Raw genomic sequence first — 20100 nt, forward strand, 5'->3', positions numbered from 1 at the left:
CCGCACACCATTACCGTTGCCGCTCCGCATTCTCCAGGATCCTGTGGAACACCTTGACGGCACCTTCGATGTCCCGGTCGCTAATACCCTCCAGCATCTCTTCACGCAGGCGGGCCGCACGCTCGGTCAGGACGTTCATGAATTCGGTCCCGTCCTTGGTAAGGTGAAGACGGCGGGCACGACGATCATTGGGACAGGGACGGCGCTCAATCAGGCCCTGCTGTTCCAGGCTGTCCAGCAATCGCACCAGCGTCGGATTCTCAATGGCCATCAGGCGGGCGAGCTCACGCTGGGTCAGCCCTTCGCCCCCTTGTTGCAGATAGACCATGGTGGTCCAACGAGCCTGGGTGACACCCAGATCCTTAAGGCGTTCATCCAGCAATTTGCGCCAGCGACGGGTGACCCGGGCTACGGCAAAGGGAAACTGATCTCTCATGATCTGGGACTCCGGTAATGGGGTATCGACTGCTGTACTACCTGTAACGAATACCACTGCCGAAACGGTGCAGTGACGGACAACGTTACCAATAGTAAGCTAACCATTACGATAAAAACAGATATGCAAGGTGAAACAAAATTGGGGAAAACCGAGAGACGCGGCCCGATAGGCGAGAAAGACCGGCCTATCAGCCGGTCCTGTGTAGGTCTTCGTGACGCTCCTGAGCCGCTGGTGACTCGTGAAATTCCTCGTTACGGGGGTCCATTTCCGTCAGCACCGGCGAGGTCTCAGGCATGGCAGGTATGAAGTGTTCCTGCTCCGCCACCGGCACGTCTTCCGTGTGGCTGATGCGATAACTGGTGATAATCGCCAACACCACCAGGAAACCGGCGTTGCCGAAGAACAGCCCCCTGGGGCCCAATATGCCCACCAACTCGGCCATCACGATGGGGCCAATGACACTGCCCACGCCGTAACTCAGCAGCAGTGTTGCGCTGGCGGCCACAATACGATTACTTTCCATCCGGTCGTTGGTGATCGCAACCGCGATTGGATACAGCGTGGCCGAGAGGCCCGTAAACAGGCCAACCAGCAGGGTCAGTAGCCACATCCGTTCAGCCCCGAGGATGCCAACCGACACCGCCGCGGTGCCCGCTGCCACCGCCACCCAGAACATGACGCGACGCCGGTCAAACCGGTCACACACCAGCCCCAGCGGCCAGGCCAGGAGCATGGCCGCCACGATGGCACTGGCCATGAAGGTGGACACCCGGCTGACCTCCAGACCCACCAGGGTGGCGTATACCGGGCCGAGCGCATAAAAAGAACCAATCATGACGCCGCAGATCAGCGCACCGGAAACCCCGGTGAACGACTCACGGGCCAGGGTGAAGAATGACAGTCGCTCGGACTGCTCGATCACCGGGGCATCCATACGTGTCAACGACAATGGAATCAGCGCCAGCGTCAACAGGACAGCGGCGAGCGAAAACGGTATGAACGAAGACGGCTCACCGACGTTGATCAGCAACTGGCCACCGGCGGCGGACAGGTAGAACACAATCTGGTAAACCGCAAAAAGGGCGCCCCGGTTGGCGTTGGTGGCGCGACTGCTGAACCAGCTCTCAATCACCACCAGAACGCCAGCCACACTGAAGCCCGACAAGGCACGCAAAATGGCCCAGAACACCTCGGACACCGCCATGGGGTACAGCAGGGCGCACACCGCCGCCATGGCGGCAAAGACCGCGAAAGCCCGGATATGCCCGACACGACCGATGATGAGATGGACGTAGAGCGTACCCAACACGAAGCCAATGGAGTAACACACCAGGATCCAGCCGATAATGTTCGGCGAGACCGCTTCAATACTCAGTCGCACACCCAACAGAGTCATCAGAAAGGCGTTGCCACTGACCAGCAGGACAATACTGAGGATCAGGGCTGAAAGCGAGGTGACCATTCGGGTCATCGGTCTGGCTCCGGCGTACTTTAAACAGGTTGATACAGGAATGTAATGAAACTAGCAGCAACGCCGGAACATTGCAGAGCACGAATTAGAACAGGGCGTAATTCACAAAACCACTACGCAGTTCCCGAAATCCCCAATACCGCTTGCAGCGCCGTGATGACTGGATTTAACATCATTTTACATTAAGGTGACGTAACACACGCTGGCGGCCTGAAGGGTTAACATGTGGGTAGTTTGATCGCTGCCTATTTGAACCCACGAGAGTCTCTCATCTCATGCAATCCACGCTAACCATGAGCGCCTGGTTATGAAAAAGACGGACTGGCCCATTCGATGGGATCTGTTGCTTCGCTACCGGCTGATTGAAATCATCGCCCTATGGGAAGGACGGCTCACCACCAATCATATCTGCCACAGTTTCGGCATTGGGCGACAGCAGGCTTCCAAGGATATCAACACCTACCTGCGGGAACTGGCACCGGACAATCTGGTTTACGACCGCCACCTTAAAGGCTATGTGCCATCGTCCAGTTTCCGGCCGGTGGTCACCGCTGGCAACGCCAGTGAATACCAGGATCTGCTGGCTCGCCAGGACGCCCTCAGTGACACCTTTGAATCGCTTAATATCAGCCTGCCTGACAGCACCATCGTCCGTGGCCCGGAACGGGTTGTTAAGCCGGAAGTCATGCGTGCCGCAGTTGCAGCAGCTCGCCACGGCCGGGTGATGAAGGCAGAGTATGCCTCCCTAAGCCCTGCTGGCGTTTCCCAGCGCACTCTGGAACCCCACACTCTGGTGTGTGTCGGCCAGAACTGGCACCTCCGTGCCTGGTGCGACGCCAACCGGGAATTTCGGGACTTCGCCCTCAGCCGTTTCCGCGGCAAGCCGGAAACCACCCGGCAACGCAGCCGTCACACCATCCAGCATGATGATGACTGGAACCGTCAAGTCTCACTGGTGATGATGCCTGATAGCCGTTTGAACAAGGCACAGCAGGATATTGTTGCCACCGATTACGGCATGGTCAGCAACCGGCTCGAACTCACCATTCGCGCGGCCCTTGCACCCTACGTACTGTCCCGGCTCGGCCTGGGTTCAGACAGCCAGCACCCGGACCCAATGGTCCAGCAGCTGGAACTGGCCAACGAAGAGCAGCTGGGCATTGCCGAGTCGGCTCGCGAACGGGCTATTAAAGCAGTAGCGGGGCTCTGCTAGACTGAGCGGGTGATCACAACCAACCCTTTCCTGTTCTGGCGCCTTGCCCTCACCCTGCTCATAGCCCTGCCCGCTGTCGCGGCGGGGGATTGTGGTACCGGGGTTATCCCGGTTTCCCGCATTCAGGGCACGGGCGATCATTCCTCTTTCGCCGGCCAGACCGTTTCCGTTGAAGGCATCATAACCATGGATGCTCGCCAACGAGGCGGCTTCCGCGGTTTTTATCTGCAACAAGCCGATGGCGAAACGGACAACGATCCGCAAACCTCCGAGGCCCTGTTTGTTTACACCCATCGCACCGACGGACAGCACGGGGATAGGGTGCATGTCTCGGGGCGGGTGAAAGAGTTCCATGGCCTGACCGAGCTCACCGATATTACCTCCATCACCCGTTGCGGGAATGGCCGTCTGCCTGAGCCTGTCTCCGTCACGCTGCCGTGGCAGGATGGCGAACCTCCGGAACACCTGGAAAACATGCGGATCAACGTCGCCGGCGAGCTAACGGTGATCAATCACTATAACCTGGCCCGTTACGGTGAACTCACCCTCGCGGCAAAGCCTCAGACGATGGCCACGGAAATCCTGGAACCAGGGCCGGGCGCTCAATCGCGCCACAGGTGGCAGGCGATCAACCGACTGTTGCTGGATGACGGCCTGGGGGCGCGCAACCCGCGCCCGATTCCCTGGCCTGGGCCACAACTGTCCGCAAACAACACGGTTCGCACCGGCGACAAGGTCAGCGGGTTAACAGGCATACTGGATTTTCGGTTCGGCGCCTGGCGACTGCAGCCGCAATCAACGCCGGCGTTCAGCCCCGCCAATCCACGCGCACCAGCACCCGAGCGACCGGAGTCGGCCACGCTCAGGGTGGTCACACTCAATCTTGGCAATTTCTTCAATGGCGATGGCCGTGGCGGCGGTTTTCCGGCAGCTCGGGGGGCCCGATCCGCCACTCAGTTTGAGCAACAGAAAGCACGGCTGGTTGCCGCGCTGACGGCGCCGAACCCGGACATCATCGCTGTCACAGAAATGGAAAACGACGGCTATGACGGCGACAGCGCCATTGCCGAATTGGCCGGCGCCTTGGGTTCACACTGGCGCTACGTGGAAACAAGCGACAACACTGGCAGTGATGCCATACGCACCGATCTGCTGTACCGCAGCGACCGTGTGGTCGCGGAAGGCTCTCCCAGCCGCCTGACAACAACACCATTTGATCGTCGTGGCCGGCCACCAGTTACTCAGGTATTCCGCCTCATTCACAGTGATCGAGCCCTGAGGGTTGTCGTTCCTCACTTGAAATCAAAGGCCTGCCGTGACGCCAGTGGTCAGAACCGGGATCAGGACGACGGCCAGGGCTGCTACAATCACAGCCGCGAACAAGCGACCCGGGCCATTATCCGCTGGACCAATGCCCTGCCGCACCCGGATGGCCTGTCCGGCACCCTGATCACCGGGGATATGAACGCCTACGCCCGGGAGACGCCGCTGCAACTGCTGGAAGCGGCAGGCTTTATCAACGCCGTTCGTCACATCCACGGCTGCACCAACACCACCTGTAAGCACACCAGCTATAGCTATCACGGCCGTAGCGGAACCCTGGACTACAGCCTGGTCTCGAAAAGGCTGCTCCCACGGATCGTCGATGCCCGCACCTGGTCGATAAATTCCGATGAACCCCGGGCGCTGGGCTACAAGGGGCCGGTTACCGTACCCACCGGCCAGCCCTGGCGCTCATCGGACCACAACCCGGTCATCACCGACCTGTCACTCTGATTCCACCTTGCCCGCGAGCCGCAGCATCAGGGCAGGCAGGCCAAAGCCCGGCGCGGGATACGCGGTACACTGGCTCCAATCCAGTTGAAACGGAAACCGACCGTGAAAATACCCACTCCAAACTTATGGCCTGCCGCCCGCACCAGTCAGCGATGGCTGGTACAGGCAAAACGTCGTGAAACCGTGATCGATGGCCACCGCATGGTGTATCTGGAAAAAGGGACCCCTGCCGGGGACCAACCCACCGTTATACTGATGCACGGTTTTGCCGCCATGAAAGAGAACTGGGCGCTCTGGCTGCAGCGGCTGCCCGAACACTGGCACATTCTGGTTCCGGACCTGCCAGGGCTTGGAGAAAGCGAGTACCGTTCGGACGCCGATTACGGCTACGAGGCCCAGGCGTCAAGACTGGAAGCCTGGATCGATACTCTGGCCACCAACAACCTTCACCTGGTCGGCAGCTCCATGGGGGGTGCCATTGCCACCGTCCTCGCTCACAAAATGACGCCCGCACCCGCTTCCCTGACGGTGCTGAACAGCGCCGGCATACCCGAACATACAAACGTGGACCTCGATGCCCCCTTCGAGTCCGACCGCGACGCCATTCTGATTCCCCGGGACTGGGCCGGTGTCTACCGGATGTTCAATAGCGTCGGCACTGGCAGGCCAACGGCTATGGGCGTCGCCATGACGGGGCTCCTGGGGCCGGACCTGCTGCAACGAACCGCGTCCTTGCGTCACATTTTCAACGATATGCTCGCCGACGCATTGGCACCAGCACGCTACCTTGGCCCCAACACACCTCCCCTTCAGGTCCAGTGGGGGGACCGGGACGTGATCACGCCCACACGCTGTGTGGACTGGTATCGAAAGGTGACGCCCCAGGCCGATATCCACGTGTTCCGGCGGGTAGGCCATCTTCCCATGCTGGAGAATCCCGGTCGCTCAGCCCGTAAACTGGCAGCCTTCATCGACCGCCACTCAGCGGGCGGCCAGCTCTGTTAATTGGCCTGCATATCCTGTTGACCCGTCAGCGAAGTCATGGGGTGGGAGGAACATTGCGTTCATAATCGTGGAAGAAGTTTCATCCCTGACATAACAACAACAGGAAACACGAGGAAATCCCATGCGCGCCTCAGTATCTACCACTCAGGATCTGGGCATGCCGGCCATTTACCTGCACTTGCTGGCGGAGTTGCTTAGTACCATCGGCGTCGATGAAAAAGCGCTGCTCAAGCGTGTCGGCCTGGACCCGGTGCGCCTGCAGTCAACCGATTTAAGAGTCAGTCAGTCACAGGCCAGCGAGTTCGTGACCCGAGCCATCATCGAAAGCGGCGAGCCCGGGCTCGGCATCATGCTGGCCCGGGAGCTTCGACTGCCACTGCACGGAGCCCTGGGCACCGCGGTCATGAGCAGCCGCACTCTGGCAGAGGCTCTGGACCTGATGACGCGATACCTGACCCTGCGCGCCCCGCACCTGCACGTCAAGCGCCGGCAGCAGGATGGCCAGTCTATCTACGCCATCTCGTGTGGCATTGATCTGGGCCCATTGCAGGGCTTTATCATGGACGCCATGCTGTTCGGCTGCGCGTCCATGGGAGCACAGCTAACAGGCTCACCGGTCGCCGGCTCGTCGATTCAGCGACGCGGACCGGAACCGGCCTACTTCCATCGCTTTCGCCAGCAAATCCCCATCCCCGTGGTGTACGGCGCTGGCGAAGATGCGATTGTTATTCCCGATCCGCAGCTGGCATTGCCCATCCGCTTCTCTGACGATCAGTTGGCCGCCTCCTCGAAAGCCCAGTGTGAGGAAGCCTTACGCCTTCTAACCGAAGATGCCGGCTTTGCCTGTCGGGTCAGGCGGGTGATTGAAACCAGTCACCCGTTCCCGCCGAAACTGGCCAGGGTAGCCACAACGCTGTTTGTGTCGGAGCGCACCCTGAAACGGCGTTTACAGGCGGAAGAAGCCAGTTTTCAGCACCTGGTGGATCAGGTGCGACTGGAAAGAGCGGGGGAGTTGCTGCAGCAAACTGCCATGAACCTGAGCCAGATTGCCGACGCCCTGGGCTACGCCGACGCCGCCAACTTTACCAGGGCGTTCAAGCGCTGGACCGGACAGAGCCCCAGCCAGTACCGAAACCAGGAGTCATTGCCAACAACAACGTCGATCAAGAGAACACCAACCAGTGCGATGGCCTGAAACACTCAGTCGATGCCTATGATCTTGTGCATCTGCAGGGTCAACCGCCACTGCGGGTGGGTCAGGCAGTAATCCGTGGCTTTGCGGGTGTTACTTTGCTTGACGGGGTCAGCCTCACCCTCTGAGACAGTCGGCGACGCCATTGGCGAAAGGAAATAGTGGCTGGCGTTAATGTCGGTGAAACGCTCCGGCATCGCCAGGGGCTGAGGGTACACCACTTTCAGCTCGTCACACTGGCGCAATACCACCGGCGCGTCCGACTTGGGGCTCACACACAACCAATCAATACCGGACGGTGCCGGCAGTGTGCCGTTGGTTTCCACGCCCACTTCAAAGCCGGCCCGGTGAAAGGCATCCACCAGCTTGTCATCCAGTTGCAGTAGTGGCTCACCACCCGTGCACACCACATAGGGTTGCCCAGGCGCATCCGGCCAAAGGCGACGGATATGCGCCGCCAGCGCATCCGCGGTTTCAAACTGGCCGCCGTTCTGACCATCGGTACCTACGAAGTCGGTATCGCAGAAGCTGCATACGGCATTGGCCCGGTCCTTTTCACGGCCAGTCCAGAGATTGCACTTGCTGAAGCGGCAAAACACCGCTGCCCGCCCGGCCTGGGCACCCTCTCCCTGCAATGTATAGAACGCTTCCTTTACCCGATACATCAGGTTTCCACCTCATACCGCAAGGGATCTGAAACGCCGTTGGCGGCAAACGCCTCCAGGCGCTCCACGCAGGAGCCACAAACGCCACAGGCCCGGTCCCGGCCGTTGTAGCAGGTCCAGGTTTTGCCGTAATCGAGCCCCAACTTCAGGCCCTCGGCCAGGATGGCCCCCTTGTCCGAGCCCATGAAGGGCGCTTCTATTTTCACCGGCTCATAGTTCGCCACCTGACAGACGGCGTCCATTTTCTCCACGAACTCCGGTCGACAGTCCGGATAGATCGCGTGATCGCCGCCATGGGCGCCGTACCAAACAGCAACAGCACCGGCGGTAACTGCATAGCCGGTGGCCAGCGACAACAGAATCATGTTGCGGTTGGGCACCACGGTGGCCTTCATGTTGTCTTCTTCGTAGTGCCCCTCGGGCACGTCCACTGCATCCGTCAGGGCCGATCCGGCCATGACTTCACTGAGCGCACGAATATCGATCACCTTGTGCGGCACCGATAATTCTTCGCACACCTGGCGGGCGCATTCCAGTTCGCGAACATGCCGCTGGCCGTAGTCAAACGACAGGGCATGAACCTTATACCCTCGGGCACGGGCAAGGTGGAGCAGGGTGAACGAATCCATTCCCCCAGAGTAGATTACAACGACGGTTTCGGTCATCAGGTCATCCCGGTTTCAGACAGCCAGCAGGGCGTCACTGGATTGTTATAGGGTCGGAGTAACATCCGTGGACACATTGTAACAGTGGAATGCGACGATGGGTTCGCGTCTGCAGTAGCGTGCGGGTAAACTCTGATGACGGCACATCAACAAAAACCAGGCGGAATGAGAACCAGAACCAGCCCAGCCTTTATTGACTTCGAGGCCTCCAGCCTCGATCTGATCGCCAGCTATCCGATCGAGGTGGGCATATGCTTGCCCGACGGCACCTTGCACAGCTGGCTGATACAACCCCATGTACTTTGGCAGGACTGGTCAGAAAGTGCCGAGCAGGTTCACGGAATCACCCGGGAAACCCTGGAAACGGAGGGTACACCGGTGTCGGAGGTTGCGGCACACCTGAACCAGCTGCTCTCGGGGCAGGTATTCTGCGATGCCTGGACGTTTGACAGCTTCTGGCTTCATCGGCTGTTTCGAGCCGCCAACACCCGCGCCGACTTTCAACTGGAATCCATTTCCATGTTGCTGGATGCCAATCAGGTAAGGCACTGGTCGGCATCGCGTCAGCAGGTTATCAAGCGCCTGGGGTTGCCCGTGCACAGGGCGGCAAACGACGCGCTTATCCTCCACAGAACCTGGGAAGAGATCCAACTGTTCGCTGCGGACGACGAACCGCTTCACGGACGCAGCCGGCAGGTCTGAGGTTTCCATCTTGGAGCACAGCGCGCCGGCATGGAACTCAGCGCTGGGAACTATTTACCTTGGGGACGAGGACTTCGAGTCACCTTGAGGGCGAGGACTTCGAGGCCATCACGCAAGGTGTTCAGTGTCCAGTAGGTCACCAGCACCATCAGCGCCGCCCCAATGACGGTAAAGGAAAAATTATCACCCACCATCTGGCTGCGGGCGATGAACAGGTATACGGCGAGCGCGAGGACAAGCAGCACTTCGACTATGGCGTGTGACTGTAACCGGTTTTTTGCAGATCCGTTTTCTTCGGACATCTTACTGGGTTTCAACCTCTCATTTCTGACGATACATTGCATTGATTAGTGTGCAAATTATCGCCAAATATGGTCCGGGCGTCTGTACGAACTAGTGGCTACGAGGTTTCCACGATGCCGTCAGGAACACACTTTTCGGACGGCCAAAAAAAACGCAGCCCCGAGGGCTGCGTATAAAGGAGAGATCCATGCGGTACGCCACAGATAAAAGGTGGGCACCGGAGGATTGCACAACGTAAAACACGTGACAGGACAAATTATGATCGCTTCGAGGAGCCGCGTCTGTAGGGGTTTGCCGAAGCACTCTGCCCCTTGCAAAGCCATGGGCACGCGATACACTGATGACAGTACCGAAACCGATATGCTCGGCAAACGATGCCGGAAAAGGCCCATGACAATGCTTCAGAAATACCAGTATCTGATGATTGACGCGATTGCGCACCGCAAGGGTGAGGCATGTGCGCACTCCATGGTGAACGACATCTAACGGCTTTCGGTCAGTCCCGGGAGCCTTTGGAGCGACCGGGCAAGCTTCTCCGCGAGACCCCGGTTGCCCAGAGCGCCGGGGTTTTGTTTTTGCAGCCGCAAAACGACAAGGAGAAGATCATGAAGAGACATCCGACAAAAGCAGCAAACCAGCCGGCAAGCAGCCGCACGGGGCCTATTCGGCGCCCGGAAAAGCTGCCTCTGCTGGATGCCATCTGCAAAAAACTGAACCAGCGCGTCAACCTGGACGACGAACAACGGGTGCTGGGGCTGTATGAGCGAGGCTGGATATTCAAGGGTGTTCTGGGCAATCTGAACGATGGCGAGGCACGATACGTGCGTGCTCTTGCCACTCGCTACGGTTCCTGGATCGCCCGCCAGGTTGCGTAATGGGAAACCCGATGGGCCGAACCGTCAATGCTGGCGGTTCAGTCCCTGTATCATGGCGGCATCGCCGCCGTGCACCATGGCGTAGTTGTTCACCACGTCGTGAATTTTTTCCTGGGAATAGGGTTTGACCACGTAACCGTTGGCCCCGGCACTGATTGCTTTCTGGATGCTGTCGATGGAGTCATCCGCTGTCACTAAAACAATGTGCTGATCCTTGCGCTTGGCCTTGAACTCCTCCATCAACTGATGACCGTTGCCGTCCGGCAGCCCCAGGTCCAGCAAGATGATCTGGAAGACGTCAGCCTCAAAGGCAGCCCTGGCACCCGCAATGTCCGGACACTCAACCACGCTGCTTGCACCTGCCGTGTAGAGCATGTCTACCAACCGCTCCCTCATGACCGGCTCGTCTTCCACCACCAATATTCTCATATCACTCATACCCCGCCTCCTGATTCTATTTTATACCCGGCCCCACAAGGCACTTCAAAGGGAATCACCGCCGGTTCGCCGGGGAATCGCCAGCGGCTCATGCTGGGCAGTGGCTGGCGCAGGTTCTCCAGTCTCGTCCAGGCGAGCGCCAGCAGTGCGGGACGAACTGGCGTTTACCCCGCCGGACCGGGTCAGAATATTACTGATACTGACGGCCGTGGTGTAGAGGGAAATCGCGATGATCAGCAGGATAGGCTGCACAAACGCCACGAACCCGGGCACTTCGCGATGACCAGCGATACTGAGCATAAGGATGATGGCCGGCCCCAACACTACAAACAGCGTCAATGCGATAAAGAACACAATACGCTCCTTGAAACGGCCCAAGTCGCGGTTACTGACCAGCCCCAGCACAAATTTTCCGATGGCCAGCCCGGCCAGTATCGCAGCCGCAATGCTCAGATCGGGCCTGAGTAGCGTCTCATAAAGCTGGCCATCCCATAACCGTTGCATGCTGATGACCAGGAACGGAAAGAGGACAAACAGAATGTCGGCGTAGGTGCCATACATCATACTCAGCGAGTGCTGTTCGCTTTGCTGGAGGTTTTCACTCATCAATCACGATTCCTGTTTTTATCGGTAGCCGAAATGTCGGTTGTCATAGACGTGCCTCCCGCCCCTGCAATGCCCTGTCGATCATGTCAGCCAGGGCTTGCAGCTGGCTGTGAACGTGGTCCCAGTCACGGTCTTCAACGTTTACGCAAGCCTCCAGTTTCCCTGCCTGCCGTGTCATGTCAGGGTAGCCCATGGCGCCGGCGGTGCCTTTGATCTGATGGGCTTCCGATGCCAATCGCTGCTGATCACGACGCGCGGCTGCGGCTTCCATGGCCACTTTTCGGGACGCCAACCCATCGAGGAAGCGTTCGACCAGGTGACCAATGTCCTCATCCTCCGTCGAGTCTCTGCTCGGGCCATTGGACTCTGGGAGGAAATGGTCCAGCGTGCTCAGCAAATGCCTACTGTCGATGGGTTTGTTCAATACTCCATTGCACCCGGCCGCCATCAACGCATCGGTTTCCGACTGGTCACCGGCGGTGAAGGCAATAACTGGCCGGCGGAAGCCCGTCTGCCGCAGTAACCGGGTAGCCTCCACTCCGTCCAGACCCGGCATATGGCGGTCCATCAGCACCATCTGCACCGATTCGGACAGCGCCGTTCGGACCGCATCATCGCCACTGGCAACGGTGATGACATCCAACCCCTGGGCCCCGAGCATGCGCTCCACCAGACGACGGTTGTCCTCGTTGTCCTCCGCGACCAGTATTGTGCCGCAATAGCGCCGGTGGCCATCGGATTCACTCTCCGGCCGCACCACCAGATATCTGGCCATGACTTCGTAGAAACGCTGTTTGTCGATGGGTTTGGCCAGATGGTCATTACAGCCTGCGAGGCGATAGTCTGCAATATCCTCCGCCATCACGTTGGCCGTCAACGCAATGACCGGGATATTCAGGCCAGCCTCACGAATGGCCGCCGTTGCATCCCGACCGTTCATGATCGGCATCTGTATGTCCATCAGAATCAGATCAAAGGGCTCCCTCAGCGCCAGATCCAGTGCTTCAGCACCATTGCCGACATGGACCAGCTCAGCGCCCGTGCGACCCACCAGCAGGGACACCAGGCGACGATTCACGTCATTGTCCTCCGCCAGCAGGATACGGCCGGAAAGCCTTGGCGCAAGCACCATGGGAATGCTGCGCCGACGTTGCGACAATTCCGACGCGTCGCGCAGAAAGTGGACATCCTCCAATGGGCCGGTGGCGATGGAAAGCTCAAACTCACTGCCTTCGCCATACGTGCTGGAAACGGATATGTTGCCACCCAGCAACTCCGCCAGCCGACGGGAAATGCTCAACCCGAGACCGGTTCCTCCATATTGCCGGGCAATCGCGGCGCTACCCTGGGCGAACGGGTCAAACAGCCGGCCCAACTGTTCGGGTTTCATGCCGATGCCGGTGTCCACCACCCTGGCCGCCAGGGCCTGGCGCTCACGATCACATCGAACATTCAGAGAAATAGAACCATTTTCCGTGAACTTAAGCGCATTTCCGCACAGATTGATGATGATTTGCCGGAAACGAGTTGGGTCCGTTGCAACCTTTTCGGGCAGGGGATACTCACAGATGATATGAAACGCCAGCCCCTTTTCCCGCGCCCTGGGTGCGAAGAAAGCGCGGATCTCATCAAGCAGTTCCGGCAAATTAACCGACACAATATCCACATCCAGTTTGTTGGCGTCGATCTTTGAGTGATCCAGGATATCGTTGATCAGGTCCAGCAGGTGACGGCCACTGCGCACCACCGTTTCCGCACTGGTGTGTTTCTCCCTCTCGGTCAGGTCCGGATCAAGTAGGGTTTCGCCATAACCGATAATCGCCGCCAGCGGTGTGCGGATTTCGTGGCTCATGTTGGCCAGGAACTGGCTCTTGGCTTCGGCCGAATTGCGCGCCAGTTCTTTTTCCAGGCGTTCCTGCTCCCGCTCCCGCTCGATACGCTGGCGTTGGTGGCGCTCGGTGGCATCAATACAGGTGCCCTCAAGATGGGCGGGATCGCCATCGGGGGTATACACGGTATGTAACGAAATGGTGGCCCAGCGCTCTGCACCGGAACGGGTGTAATACCGCGCTTCGATACCCTTGACTGTGCCCCGGGATTCCAACTGCCCAATCACCCAGCGGCGCACGCGCTCATCCGCAAAACAGGTTTCCAGGGCGTCTGGATCAAGATCCAGCAGCTCCCGGCTACTGGTATAGCCCATCAACCTTGCCATGGCGGGGTTGGCGGTGACGAAACGCCGGTTCAGTGACATCTGGAACACGCCCTCTATGGCGTTGTCGAACAGCGACTGGTATCGACGCAGGTTGGCCAGCGCTCTCTGGCTCCAGCCCAGTGCTTCGCCCTGCACCTGTTTGATCCGGTCAGCCAGGGCAAAGGAGAACAGGATAATCTGGGCCGTCAGGCCGAACTGCGGGGCGTAGGAGGTGAACATGTTCAACGGCAGGTAGCCCATCACGGTCAGGCCATAGATACCGAAACCCACCAGCGCCAGGGTCCAGGCAAAAAAGTAGGAGCGCGCAGCCGGGTTGTAATAGCGCCAGGACAGGTAACTGACCACAATCAGGATAATGCAGAGCAGGATCGACGCCAGCACGATCCACTCCATCGCCGTGTGGTAGGGCAGGAACAGGGATAGCACAAAGGTCGCCACAATGGCGTACAGGCAAAGCTGGATCACCTTGTCCAGGTCCGCCGACCGCTCCCGGGTTTCCAGCAGGGACCGGGCCATCAACAGACCCCAGAACCAGGTATTGATGATCTGGTAATGGAGGTATTCTTTGTGCAGTAGAGCGGGGCGATTCTCCAGTAGCTGGATACCGTGCACCTGCTCAGTAGCTATGAATACCGCGGCCGATACCAGGTACAACACGTAGTAAATATTGCTGCGTTCGCGAACGGACACGGCTACAAACAGGTTGTAAGCGAGAATGGCCAGAATGCTGCCAAACAGAATACCCCGCACGGCTTCATCGACTGACACCCTCTCGATATAGGCATCGGGGTGCCACAGGGTGATCGGCAGGCGGAAGGTATTGGTATTGGTAATGCGCAAATAGATGCGAGTTGAACTTCCCGGTTCCAGTGACAATCGGAACGTGGGGTTGGGCACCGCCAGGTCACGCCCGGACCAGTCGCCCTCATAGCCCGCACGGCGCTGCTCTATCAGCTCGCCATCCCGAACCAGGTAGAGCACCACCTCATCCACCAGTGGCAGGGCCAGCTCCAGTATCCAGTCTGTCAGCGCTGCGCCAGCTCCTACCTCGACATCAAATCTGGCCCAATAAGCAGATTCCGTGTAGCCAAAATTCAGCACACCGCCCTCATGACGGGTGAAAGGCGCGGTATCTCCACTCAGGATGTCGTTGAAATCGAGGGTGTGCTCCGGGTCCTCCAGGTACCAGATACAACTACCCAGATCACGCACACTGCTGGTGGCGCTGTTCAGAACAATCTCGCCGTCCTGGCATCGTTCCTGCGCCACGGCGGAGGCCGGAATAACAATAGCCAGAACCGCAAGCGCGATGAAACGGAGCCATCGGACGTGGCATTCCCATTGCTGCAAAATGTGATCTCCGCGAGGGCAGATGCCTTTTTTATGGTTTATTGTCAGCAGTCACGCAGGTGCCGAACGAATTCAGCGGCACCCTGGCTAAACACTTTAGCGTTTTACCAACAACGACGCATCTCAGGGTCACTTGAAATGAGACATTCCTGCATTTTCGCCGCCATTCCTCTGCTTGCCCTGACATTGGCCGGCTGTGAGCCGGACGACTCCTCCGACAGCAATTACATCAATCCGGCGGCCAGTGTGTCGTTGTCTTTCGAGAGTTTTACAGTCGGGGACGAAGATGGCCTGCCACCGGTACTGCCACAGACCACTTTCTACGATGTATATCGGGGCATTGAACCCGCGGATGGCGAGAACGACGAAGGTGTGGTCGCCCAGCTCCGCGATCGCTTCGAACTGCTGATGGGATTGACGCCAAGTGATGATGGGACAACCTACACCCACGCGCGAAATCCGATGGACTTCCTCCACTACGTTATCAGCACGAATCAGGTGAACACCTTCAATGATGGCCGGCGGCTGATGCGCGACAGCATCACTCAGGGCGAGGGTTCCCGTTACAATACTCCTGCCAACGATGCACTGATCCGATTTACCGAAACCGGCAACAACAATGGCGAACCGCCCGAGCCGGATCAGATCTGGGTGTACGTCCTGCTCGACTGGACCAGCAACCCGCAGCTCAACAAGGTTTTCCGGGCGGCCCAGTTTGTCGCCAGGGAACCCGCCGATGACGACACATCTCCCCCGGAGGTGAACAGCGCAGTCTGGAGCGGCCGTTTTCACGGTCCGGATTTTTCCGTCAGCGGTTACAACCAGCCTGAGTATGCCGTCATCAGCCTGACGGGACGGGAATTTGGCAATGCGGAAATGCGGCAGGAGTTTATTGGCAACAAACGCGACACGCTGTCACTGACACAGACCTCGGGGATAACCATTGACGGTGAAGAGCCCGATTGTATACGGGTGGATGTGAACTATGAGAACGCCAGGGTGCGTGTGTTCACATCCTCTGATGAGCCGCCCAGCACCACCAATACCGAGGGCACGACACCCAACCCTGCCCACTGCGGCAACCAGCAGAGCGGTGACGAGGCGATTGTCTACGAGTCCGTGGTCATCAGCGAGCGTCAGTAAATGGCCCGGTCCTGCATGTCCCAGTTCTTGAGGAACCCCTTCTTGCGGTCAATCATGCGCTCATAGGTCGAGATCATGATGGCGGCGTGGGGGGCTTTGGTCAGTCGGAGGGTTTCAATGCGGCGCTCAAGGCGCGCCACTTCAGTACTGACCTGCTGACAGACGTGTGACCGAACACTGTCGTGGTGGTCAAGCTTGACCGGGCGTGGCTGCTCCTGCCCAGACTGTGGCTGCGTGTGCTTATCCATGATCGTCCTCTTCCACTGAGTGTCCAATGATCAATACGCCGAAACCGATGATTCCGCCCACGTTTCAATGGCTCTTTTGGCCGGGCTGGAAGTCCTTTTATCCTTTTGTTTCGTCGGGCTTTTATTAAGCCCCGGTACATACTGTAGCAGGCGTTGTCCACGTTGTATGATTTGACGTAATTCTGCACAACTGTCGGACAAAACTCAATAAAAATGAATAGAGTTTCATATTTGTTGCAGTGAATACGACTCCGCTACCCAAACCACACGCACAAACCCCTGCTATAGTTCCCTTCAGATCACAACACAATGCGCATCCGTTTGCCATAACGCCCCCATTCCATCCGGGCCAGGAAGACCGCTTATGAACCAGACATCCGTTGCCGATACACTAAGGGAATACCTTTCCCTACTGGAGCTGCTTGACGATGCCTACTGGGAAGCGAGCTCCATTCAGCACAAGGACATGCTTTACGACATCATCAGCATCTTCAGTCAGGAAGTGGCCGAGATCAACAAGCTCAGCGTCATGGACCACCATTATCCTTACGAAGTTATCACTGAAGGTATCCGGCGGGTGGTCCCCAAGCTGGAGCGGCTGGATGAAAACCGCGAGGAAGTAATCCAGCGAACCCAGACGCTAACCGATTTCCGGGATATCCTGTCGTCTGTGCTGGGGATACTGGAGGAACAACTCGCGACCCTTTGAGGGGTCAGTCAGGCCTCCACCAACGGCCTGCGGTTCTCAGGCATCAACGGAAAGCGGTCGCACACCGTGTAGACAAACCGTGCCAGCGCCGGCAAGTGGTGACCAACAATGGGGATGCCGGTGTTGAGCAGGCTGACGGAAATATCCCGGGCCGCATCCGCCCAGCACAACTTGTTGATCAAACCAATGTGGCCAAAGGCATGCCTGCTTCGCTGGCCCCATAGCCCTATGGGGTTACCTCCCAGCATCATGCCTGCACTGAAGCGCATGGGGATCATCATGGTGCGGTCAATCTGTAGCGAGCCAAACTGTTGGATCGAGCGCCTGACGGTCATCTCGCTGCAAATACGTTTGCCGTTCCAGACCCCGCCATTGAGCATCATCTGAAAGAAACGCCCCATTTCCTCGGCGGTGCCACACAGGTTGCCCGCGGGGATAACCGCCTCCTGGAAGCGGGGATCATTGGAGACTCGTTCCACGGTGCGTATATCGCCTCCCAGCGCCCGGTTAACGATCCAGGAGACCGGAAAACGCGGCGTTGGGCCGGTGGCATAGTTACCGGCCAGCTTATCCACGTCTGCGGATGCAATCCCGTAGGTAAACCACTTCATCCCCATGGGCTTGCGGAGGTGTCGGTCGATATACGACTCAATGGTATCGCCGGTCACTTTCTCCAGCACCCGCTGCAACACGAAGCCCCCGGTGATGGCGTGGTACGCCACTTTGGCACCATCCACCTCCACCGGCTTCGCCTCACACAACAGGCGCCAGATTTCGTCCCTGTCCCAGAGCACATCAATGGGGGTTTCCCGGGGAATCGCCGGAATGCCGCCACGGTGGGACAACACCTGGTGGATGGTAATGGTGCGCTTGCCACCCCCCGCGAACTCCGGACAGTAATACGACACCGGGTCCATCAGATTGACCAGCCCCTGTTCCGCCAGGATGTGGATCAGCAGGGCTGTGACTGCCTTGGAGGCGGAGAAATAGCAAACAGGCGTCTCCGTAGTCATCGGCACTTTCAGCGCGTCTACGGCGTCATGGGGCCCGTTGCCGCAGGCATGGCCGATGGCCCGATGTAGGATCTGCTCGCCCCGGTGCCTGACCGACAGCTGTATGCCCGGATGCACCCCGGTTCGGTACAACCGCTCAACGCTGTGCCAGATGGCCTCGACAACCTCGGGGCTCACACCAGCCAGCTCCGGTTTCTCGCCGGCCACATCCCGGTGGGTTACTGACGCCAGGTCATAGGGAACGGCAGAGGTGTGGAGTGCACGGCGGGCAATTCGGTTCATCGCTTGACCTTTGATTCCGGAGACTGTCTTTTCGCACATCCTGACGCTGAGTGTTACCCGGCACATTGGCCGGATAGCGGGCCTGGCAGCGTCAACTCATCCAGCACGATCGTCTTCAGGGATTATGGGCTTCCTCGGTCAAGGGTGCCAGCACCACCTGATTGCGGCCATCGGTCTTGGCCTGATACATGGCCCTGTCGGCTGCCGCGCACAGGGTATCGGCGCTTTCACCATGGTCGGGAAATACGGAAACGCCGATACTGACGGTCAGTGCGACCGTGTTGCCACTCCCCAGAGACTGTGGGGCATCACTCACCAGTCGGCGCAGTCGCTCTGCGGTATCCAGAGCCTCGCGATAGTCCATTTCCGGCAACAGGATAACAAACTCTTCGCCGCCAAACCGACCGACACTATCCACACTCCGCACGCTCTCTGCCAGCAATGCGCTAACCGCCTTCAGCACGGAATCGCCAGCGGCGTGCCCATGGTCATCATTGATAGCTTTGAAGTGGTCAAAGTCGATCCACAACAGGGCCAACTCACGGTCGTAACGTTTGGCGCGGGCGATTTCCTCTTCCAATATGCGGGTCATCTCCCGCCGGTTCAGCACCCCGGTCAGCGAGTCACGGGTTGCCAGTTCCGACAGTTCTTCCTCCAGCTCCTTACGATCCGAGATATCGAGAATAATCCCCTCGAGTACCAGTTCGCCCTCACCTTCAACGCCCCGTCCACGCTCCCATACCCATATTTTCCGGCCATCCTTACGGGTTATCGGGTATTCAATGGAAAATGGCTCGGCGTTACCGATGGCGGATTCTACCGTTCGCAGGATGGTTTCATTGCAGGCTTCGTCGATGAGTTTTGCATAGCTGACCAGGCTGTTGTTCACCAGCTCGTGTGGCTCATAACCGGTCAACTCAAGACAACCGTTGGATACGGACAGCATGGTCCAGAACTCATCGTACCGGCAGCGGTAGGCCATTCCGGGCAGGTTGTCCATGATTGTGGATAGCTGGCGTTCACGCCATCGAAGGGTGTTCTCCGCTTCGCGGATATCGGTTATGTCCTGGCCGATAGCAATGGAGCCGGTGATCTCCCCGGCATCGTTCCGAAGGCTGCGTGAGTTCCACGAGAGCTGACGCTCGCGGCCGTTGCGAGTGGTAATCCAGGTTTCATAACCCACCACCTCGCCTTCGTCACGTAGGATCTCATTGGCCCTTTCGCGAATTCGCACCCGATTCTCCTCTTCCGGGTACAACCATTGCCATATTGCATCCGAATCCATGACCTCTTCTCTAGGATAACCGCTGATATCTTCAGCAGCCTTGTTCCAGAGTACGACCCGACCCTCCGGATCCAGCACATTGATCCATACATTGGCACGCTCAATCACGCTTTCGCGGAACTGGTTCAATTCGCGAATCTCTTCCTGCTGACGGACGTTCAGAGACAGCAATGTTCGATCACTCACGAATTGACGGATCAACGACAGGAAAAGCACGAGCGCAGTCACAAGGACGAAGAACGCTCCTTTGTAGGTCTGGACCCGGCTCAGTGTCTCTGGGTCGGGAAACCACTGCTGTACCAGATAATCTGAAAACGTAATCCACAGCCATCCTACCAGCAGATAGATGCCGACAATCCATAGTGATCGCCGCAGTGGCATATGGCGCCCTTGAATCTTCTCCATTAAGTCTTTCCCCGGGTTCCGGCTGCTTCCCTGTCGGTGTGAACACCTCGGGCCAAAATCGAAGGCATTACACCCTGAAAATAGTCACAGACGGCGCTGC

19 protein-coding genes are annotated in these 20100 nt (G+C 58.3%); 8 read left to right on the plus strand and 11 right to left on the minus strand.

From position 1 onward, the window contains the following. Positions 1 to 10 precede the first annotated feature (10 nt). Both R1T46_RS03575 and R1T46_RS03580 read right to left on the minus strand, forming a co-directional pair. The gene (locus R1T46_RS03575; RefSeq protein WP_036207661.1) at positions 11 to 436 is read right to left on the minus strand and encodes a MarR family transcriptional regulator; all 426 of its coding nucleotides are present in this window, start codon (positions 434 to 436) and stop codon (positions 11 to 13) included. A 190-nt stretch (positions 437 to 626) separates the two neighbouring features. Beyond that, positions 627 to 1910: an MFS transporter gene (locus R1T46_RS03580; protein WP_075196356.1), complete on the minus strand. Its 1284-nt coding sequence runs from the start codon at positions 1908 to 1910 to the stop codon at positions 627 to 629. Positions 1911 to 2217: 307 nt separating this feature from the next. Here R1T46_RS03580 and R1T46_RS03585 point away from each other — a divergent pair, with 307 nt between their 5' ends. From R1T46_RS03585 to R1T46_RS03600, 4 genes are all read left to right on the plus strand, one after another. Continuing rightward, positions 2218 to 3123, plus strand: a complete 906-nt coding sequence (locus tag R1T46_RS03585) for a WYL domain-containing protein (protein WP_036207665.1) — start codon at positions 2218 to 2220, stop codon at positions 3121 to 3123. Between the two features lie 9 nt (positions 3124 to 3132). Continuing rightward, entirely contained in the window at positions 3133 to 4899 is a 1767-nt protein-coding gene (locus tag R1T46_RS03590; RefSeq protein ID WP_317307370.1) for an ExeM/NucH family extracellular endonuclease, read from the plus strand. A 102-nt stretch (positions 4900 to 5001) separates the two neighbouring features. Next, on the plus strand, positions 5002 to 5904 hold the full coding sequence (locus R1T46_RS03595) for an alpha/beta fold hydrolase (RefSeq protein WP_036207669.1): 903 nt from the start codon (positions 5002 to 5004) through the stop codon (positions 5902 to 5904). A 121-nt stretch (positions 5905 to 6025) separates the two neighbouring features. Next, on the plus strand, positions 6026 to 7099 hold the full coding sequence (locus tag R1T46_RS03600; RefSeq protein WP_036207671.1) for an AraC family transcriptional regulator: 1074 nt from the start codon (positions 6026 to 6028) through the stop codon (positions 7097 to 7099). Positions 7100 to 7104: 5 nt separating this feature from the next. Here R1T46_RS03600 and queE read toward each other — a convergent pair whose 3' ends face one another. Together queE and queC are read right to left on the minus strand one after the other, a co-directional pair. After that, complete coding sequence (gene queE, locus R1T46_RS03605; RefSeq protein ID WP_317307371.1) at positions 7105 to 7761, minus strand: 7-carboxy-7-deazaguanine synthase; 657 nt, start codon at positions 7759 to 7761, stop codon at positions 7105 to 7107. Further along, positions 7761 to 8426 (minus strand): 7-cyano-7-deazaguanine synthase QueC, encoded by a 666-nt coding sequence (gene queC / locus R1T46_RS03610; protein WP_036207677.1) that lies wholly within the window; start codon positions 8424 to 8426, stop codon positions 7761 to 7763. The genes queE and queC overlap by 1 nt, the downstream gene beginning before the upstream one ends. Before the next feature lie 165 nt (positions 8427 to 8591). On the opposite strand from queC, the gene R1T46_RS03615 reads away from it, so the two are divergent. Further along, complete coding sequence (locus tag R1T46_RS03615; RefSeq protein WP_036207679.1) at positions 8592 to 9128, plus strand: hypothetical protein; 537 nt, start codon at positions 8592 to 8594, stop codon at positions 9126 to 9128. 50 nt (positions 9129 to 9178) lie between these two features. On the opposite strand, the gene R1T46_RS03620 is transcribed toward R1T46_RS03615, so the two are convergent. Next, complete coding sequence (locus R1T46_RS03620) at positions 9179 to 9445, minus strand: hypothetical protein (protein ID WP_288352118.1); 267 nt, start codon at positions 9443 to 9445, stop codon at positions 9179 to 9181. Between the two features lie 591 nt (positions 9446 to 10036). Here R1T46_RS03620 and R1T46_RS03625 point away from each other — a divergent pair. Then, positions 10037 to 10306: a hypothetical protein gene (locus R1T46_RS03625; RefSeq protein ID WP_036207831.1), complete on the plus strand. Its 270-nt coding sequence runs from the start codon at positions 10037 to 10039 to the stop codon at positions 10304 to 10306. Between the two features lie 24 nt (positions 10307 to 10330). On the opposite strand, the gene R1T46_RS03630 is transcribed toward R1T46_RS03625, so the two are convergent. Genes R1T46_RS03630 through R1T46_RS03640 form a run of 3 tightly spaced genes read right to left on the minus strand, consistent with a single transcriptional unit; the run spans position 10331 to position 14915 of the window. Next, positions 10331 to 10744 (minus strand): response regulator, encoded by a 414-nt coding sequence (locus R1T46_RS03630; RefSeq protein WP_036207689.1) that lies wholly within the window; start codon positions 10742 to 10744, stop codon positions 10331 to 10333. 45 nt (positions 10745 to 10789) lie between these two features. Next, on the minus strand, positions 10790 to 11350 hold the full coding sequence (locus tag R1T46_RS03635; protein ID WP_036207692.1) for a hypothetical protein: 561 nt from the start codon (positions 11348 to 11350) through the stop codon (positions 10790 to 10792). A gap of 43 nt (positions 11351 to 11393) precedes the next feature. Further along, complete coding sequence (locus R1T46_RS03640; protein WP_317307372.1) at positions 11394 to 14915, minus strand: response regulator; 3522 nt, start codon at positions 14913 to 14915, stop codon at positions 11394 to 11396. Positions 14916 to 15053: 138 nt separating this feature from the next. Between R1T46_RS03640 and R1T46_RS03645 the strand changes: the two genes are divergently transcribed. Next, positions 15054 to 16058, plus strand: coding sequence for a hypothetical protein (locus tag R1T46_RS03645; protein WP_317307373.1), 1005 nt, complete (start codon positions 15054 to 15056; stop codon positions 16056 to 16058). Here R1T46_RS03645 and R1T46_RS03650 read toward each other — a convergent pair. Then, complete coding sequence (locus R1T46_RS03650; protein ID WP_286810531.1) at positions 16052 to 16306, minus strand: hypothetical protein; 255 nt, start codon at positions 16304 to 16306, stop codon at positions 16052 to 16054. The two genes, R1T46_RS03645 and R1T46_RS03650, sit on opposite strands and share 7 nt — an antisense overlap. 364 nt (positions 16307 to 16670) lie before the next feature. On the opposite strand from R1T46_RS03650, the gene R1T46_RS03655 reads away from it, so the two are divergent. Next, entirely contained in the window at positions 16671 to 17015 is a 345-nt protein-coding gene (locus R1T46_RS03655; protein WP_292047902.1) for a hypothetical protein, read from the plus strand. 8 nt (positions 17016 to 17023) lie between these two features. On the opposite strand, the gene R1T46_RS03660 is transcribed toward R1T46_RS03655, so the two are convergent. Next, positions 17024 to 18310, minus strand: coding sequence for a serine hydrolase domain-containing protein (locus R1T46_RS03660; protein ID WP_317307374.1), 1287 nt, complete (start codon positions 18308 to 18310; stop codon positions 17024 to 17026). Between the two features lie 115 nt (positions 18311 to 18425). Continuing rightward, positions 18426 to 20000, minus strand: coding sequence for a diguanylate cyclase (locus tag R1T46_RS03665; RefSeq protein WP_317307375.1), 1575 nt, complete (start codon positions 19998 to 20000; stop codon positions 18426 to 18428). Positions 20001 to 20100 lie beyond the last annotated feature (100 nt).

The sequence above is a fragment of the Marinobacter salarius genome (assembly GCF_032922745.1).
In the GTDB taxonomy this organism is placed as follows: Bacteria; Pseudomonadota; Gammaproteobacteria; order Pseudomonadales; family Oleiphilaceae; genus Marinobacter.

Bases quoted from the DNA above. Each gene is read 5' to 3' on its own strand.
- R1T46_RS03655 (WP_292047902.1), top strand. From the start codon at position 16,671: ATGAACCAGACATCCGTTGCCGATACACTAAGGGAATACCTTTCCCTA.
- R1T46_RS03645 (WP_317307373.1), top strand. From the start codon at position 15,054: ATGAGACATTCCTGCATTTTCGCCGCCATTCCTCTGCTTGCCCTGACA.
- R1T46_RS03630 (WP_036207689.1), bottom strand. From the start codon at position 10,744: ATGAGTGATATGAGAATATTGGTGGTGGAAGACGAGCCGGTCATGAGG.
- R1T46_RS03575 (WP_036207661.1), bottom strand. From the start codon at position 436: ATGAGAGATCAGTTTCCCTTTGCCGTAGCCCGGGTCACCCGTCGCTGG.
- R1T46_RS03650 (WP_286810531.1), bottom strand. From the start codon at position 16,306: ATGGATAAGCACACGCAGCCACAGTCTGGGCAGGAGCAGCCACGCCCG.
- R1T46_RS03635 (WP_036207692.1), bottom strand. From the start codon at position 11,350: ATGAGTGAAAACCTCCAGCAAAGCGAACAGCACTCGCTGAGTATGATG.
- R1T46_RS03615 (WP_036207679.1), top strand. From the start codon at position 8,592: ATGAGAACCAGAACCAGCCCAGCCTTTATTGACTTCGAGGCCTCCAGC.
- R1T46_RS03625 (WP_036207831.1), top strand. From the start codon at position 10,037: ATGAAGAGACATCCGACAAAAGCAGCAAACCAGCCGGCAAGCAGCCGC.
- R1T46_RS03585 (WP_036207665.1), top strand. From the start codon at position 2,218: ATGAAAAAGACGGACTGGCCCATTCGATGGGATCTGTTGCTTCGCTAC.
- R1T46_RS03665 (WP_317307375.1), bottom strand. From the start codon at position 20,000: ATGGAGAAGATTCAAGGGCGCCATATGCCACTGCGGCGATCACTATGG.
- R1T46_RS03580 (WP_075196356.1), bottom strand. From the start codon at position 1,910: ATGACCCGAATGGTCACCTCGCTTTCAGCCCTGATCCTCAGTATTGTC.
- R1T46_RS03660 (WP_317307374.1), bottom strand. From the start codon at position 18,310: ATGAACCGAATTGCCCGCCGTGCACTCCACACCTCTGCCGTTCCCTAT.
- queC (WP_036207677.1), bottom strand. From the start codon at position 8,426: ATGACCGAAACCGTCGTTGTAATCTACTCTGGGGGAATGGATTCGTTC.
- queE (WP_317307371.1), bottom strand. From the start codon at position 7,761: ATGTATCGGGTAAAGGAAGCGTTCTATACATTGCAGGGAGAGGGTGCC.
- R1T46_RS03600 (WP_036207671.1), top strand. From the start codon at position 6,026: ATGCGCGCCTCAGTATCTACCACTCAGGATCTGGGCATGCCGGCCATT.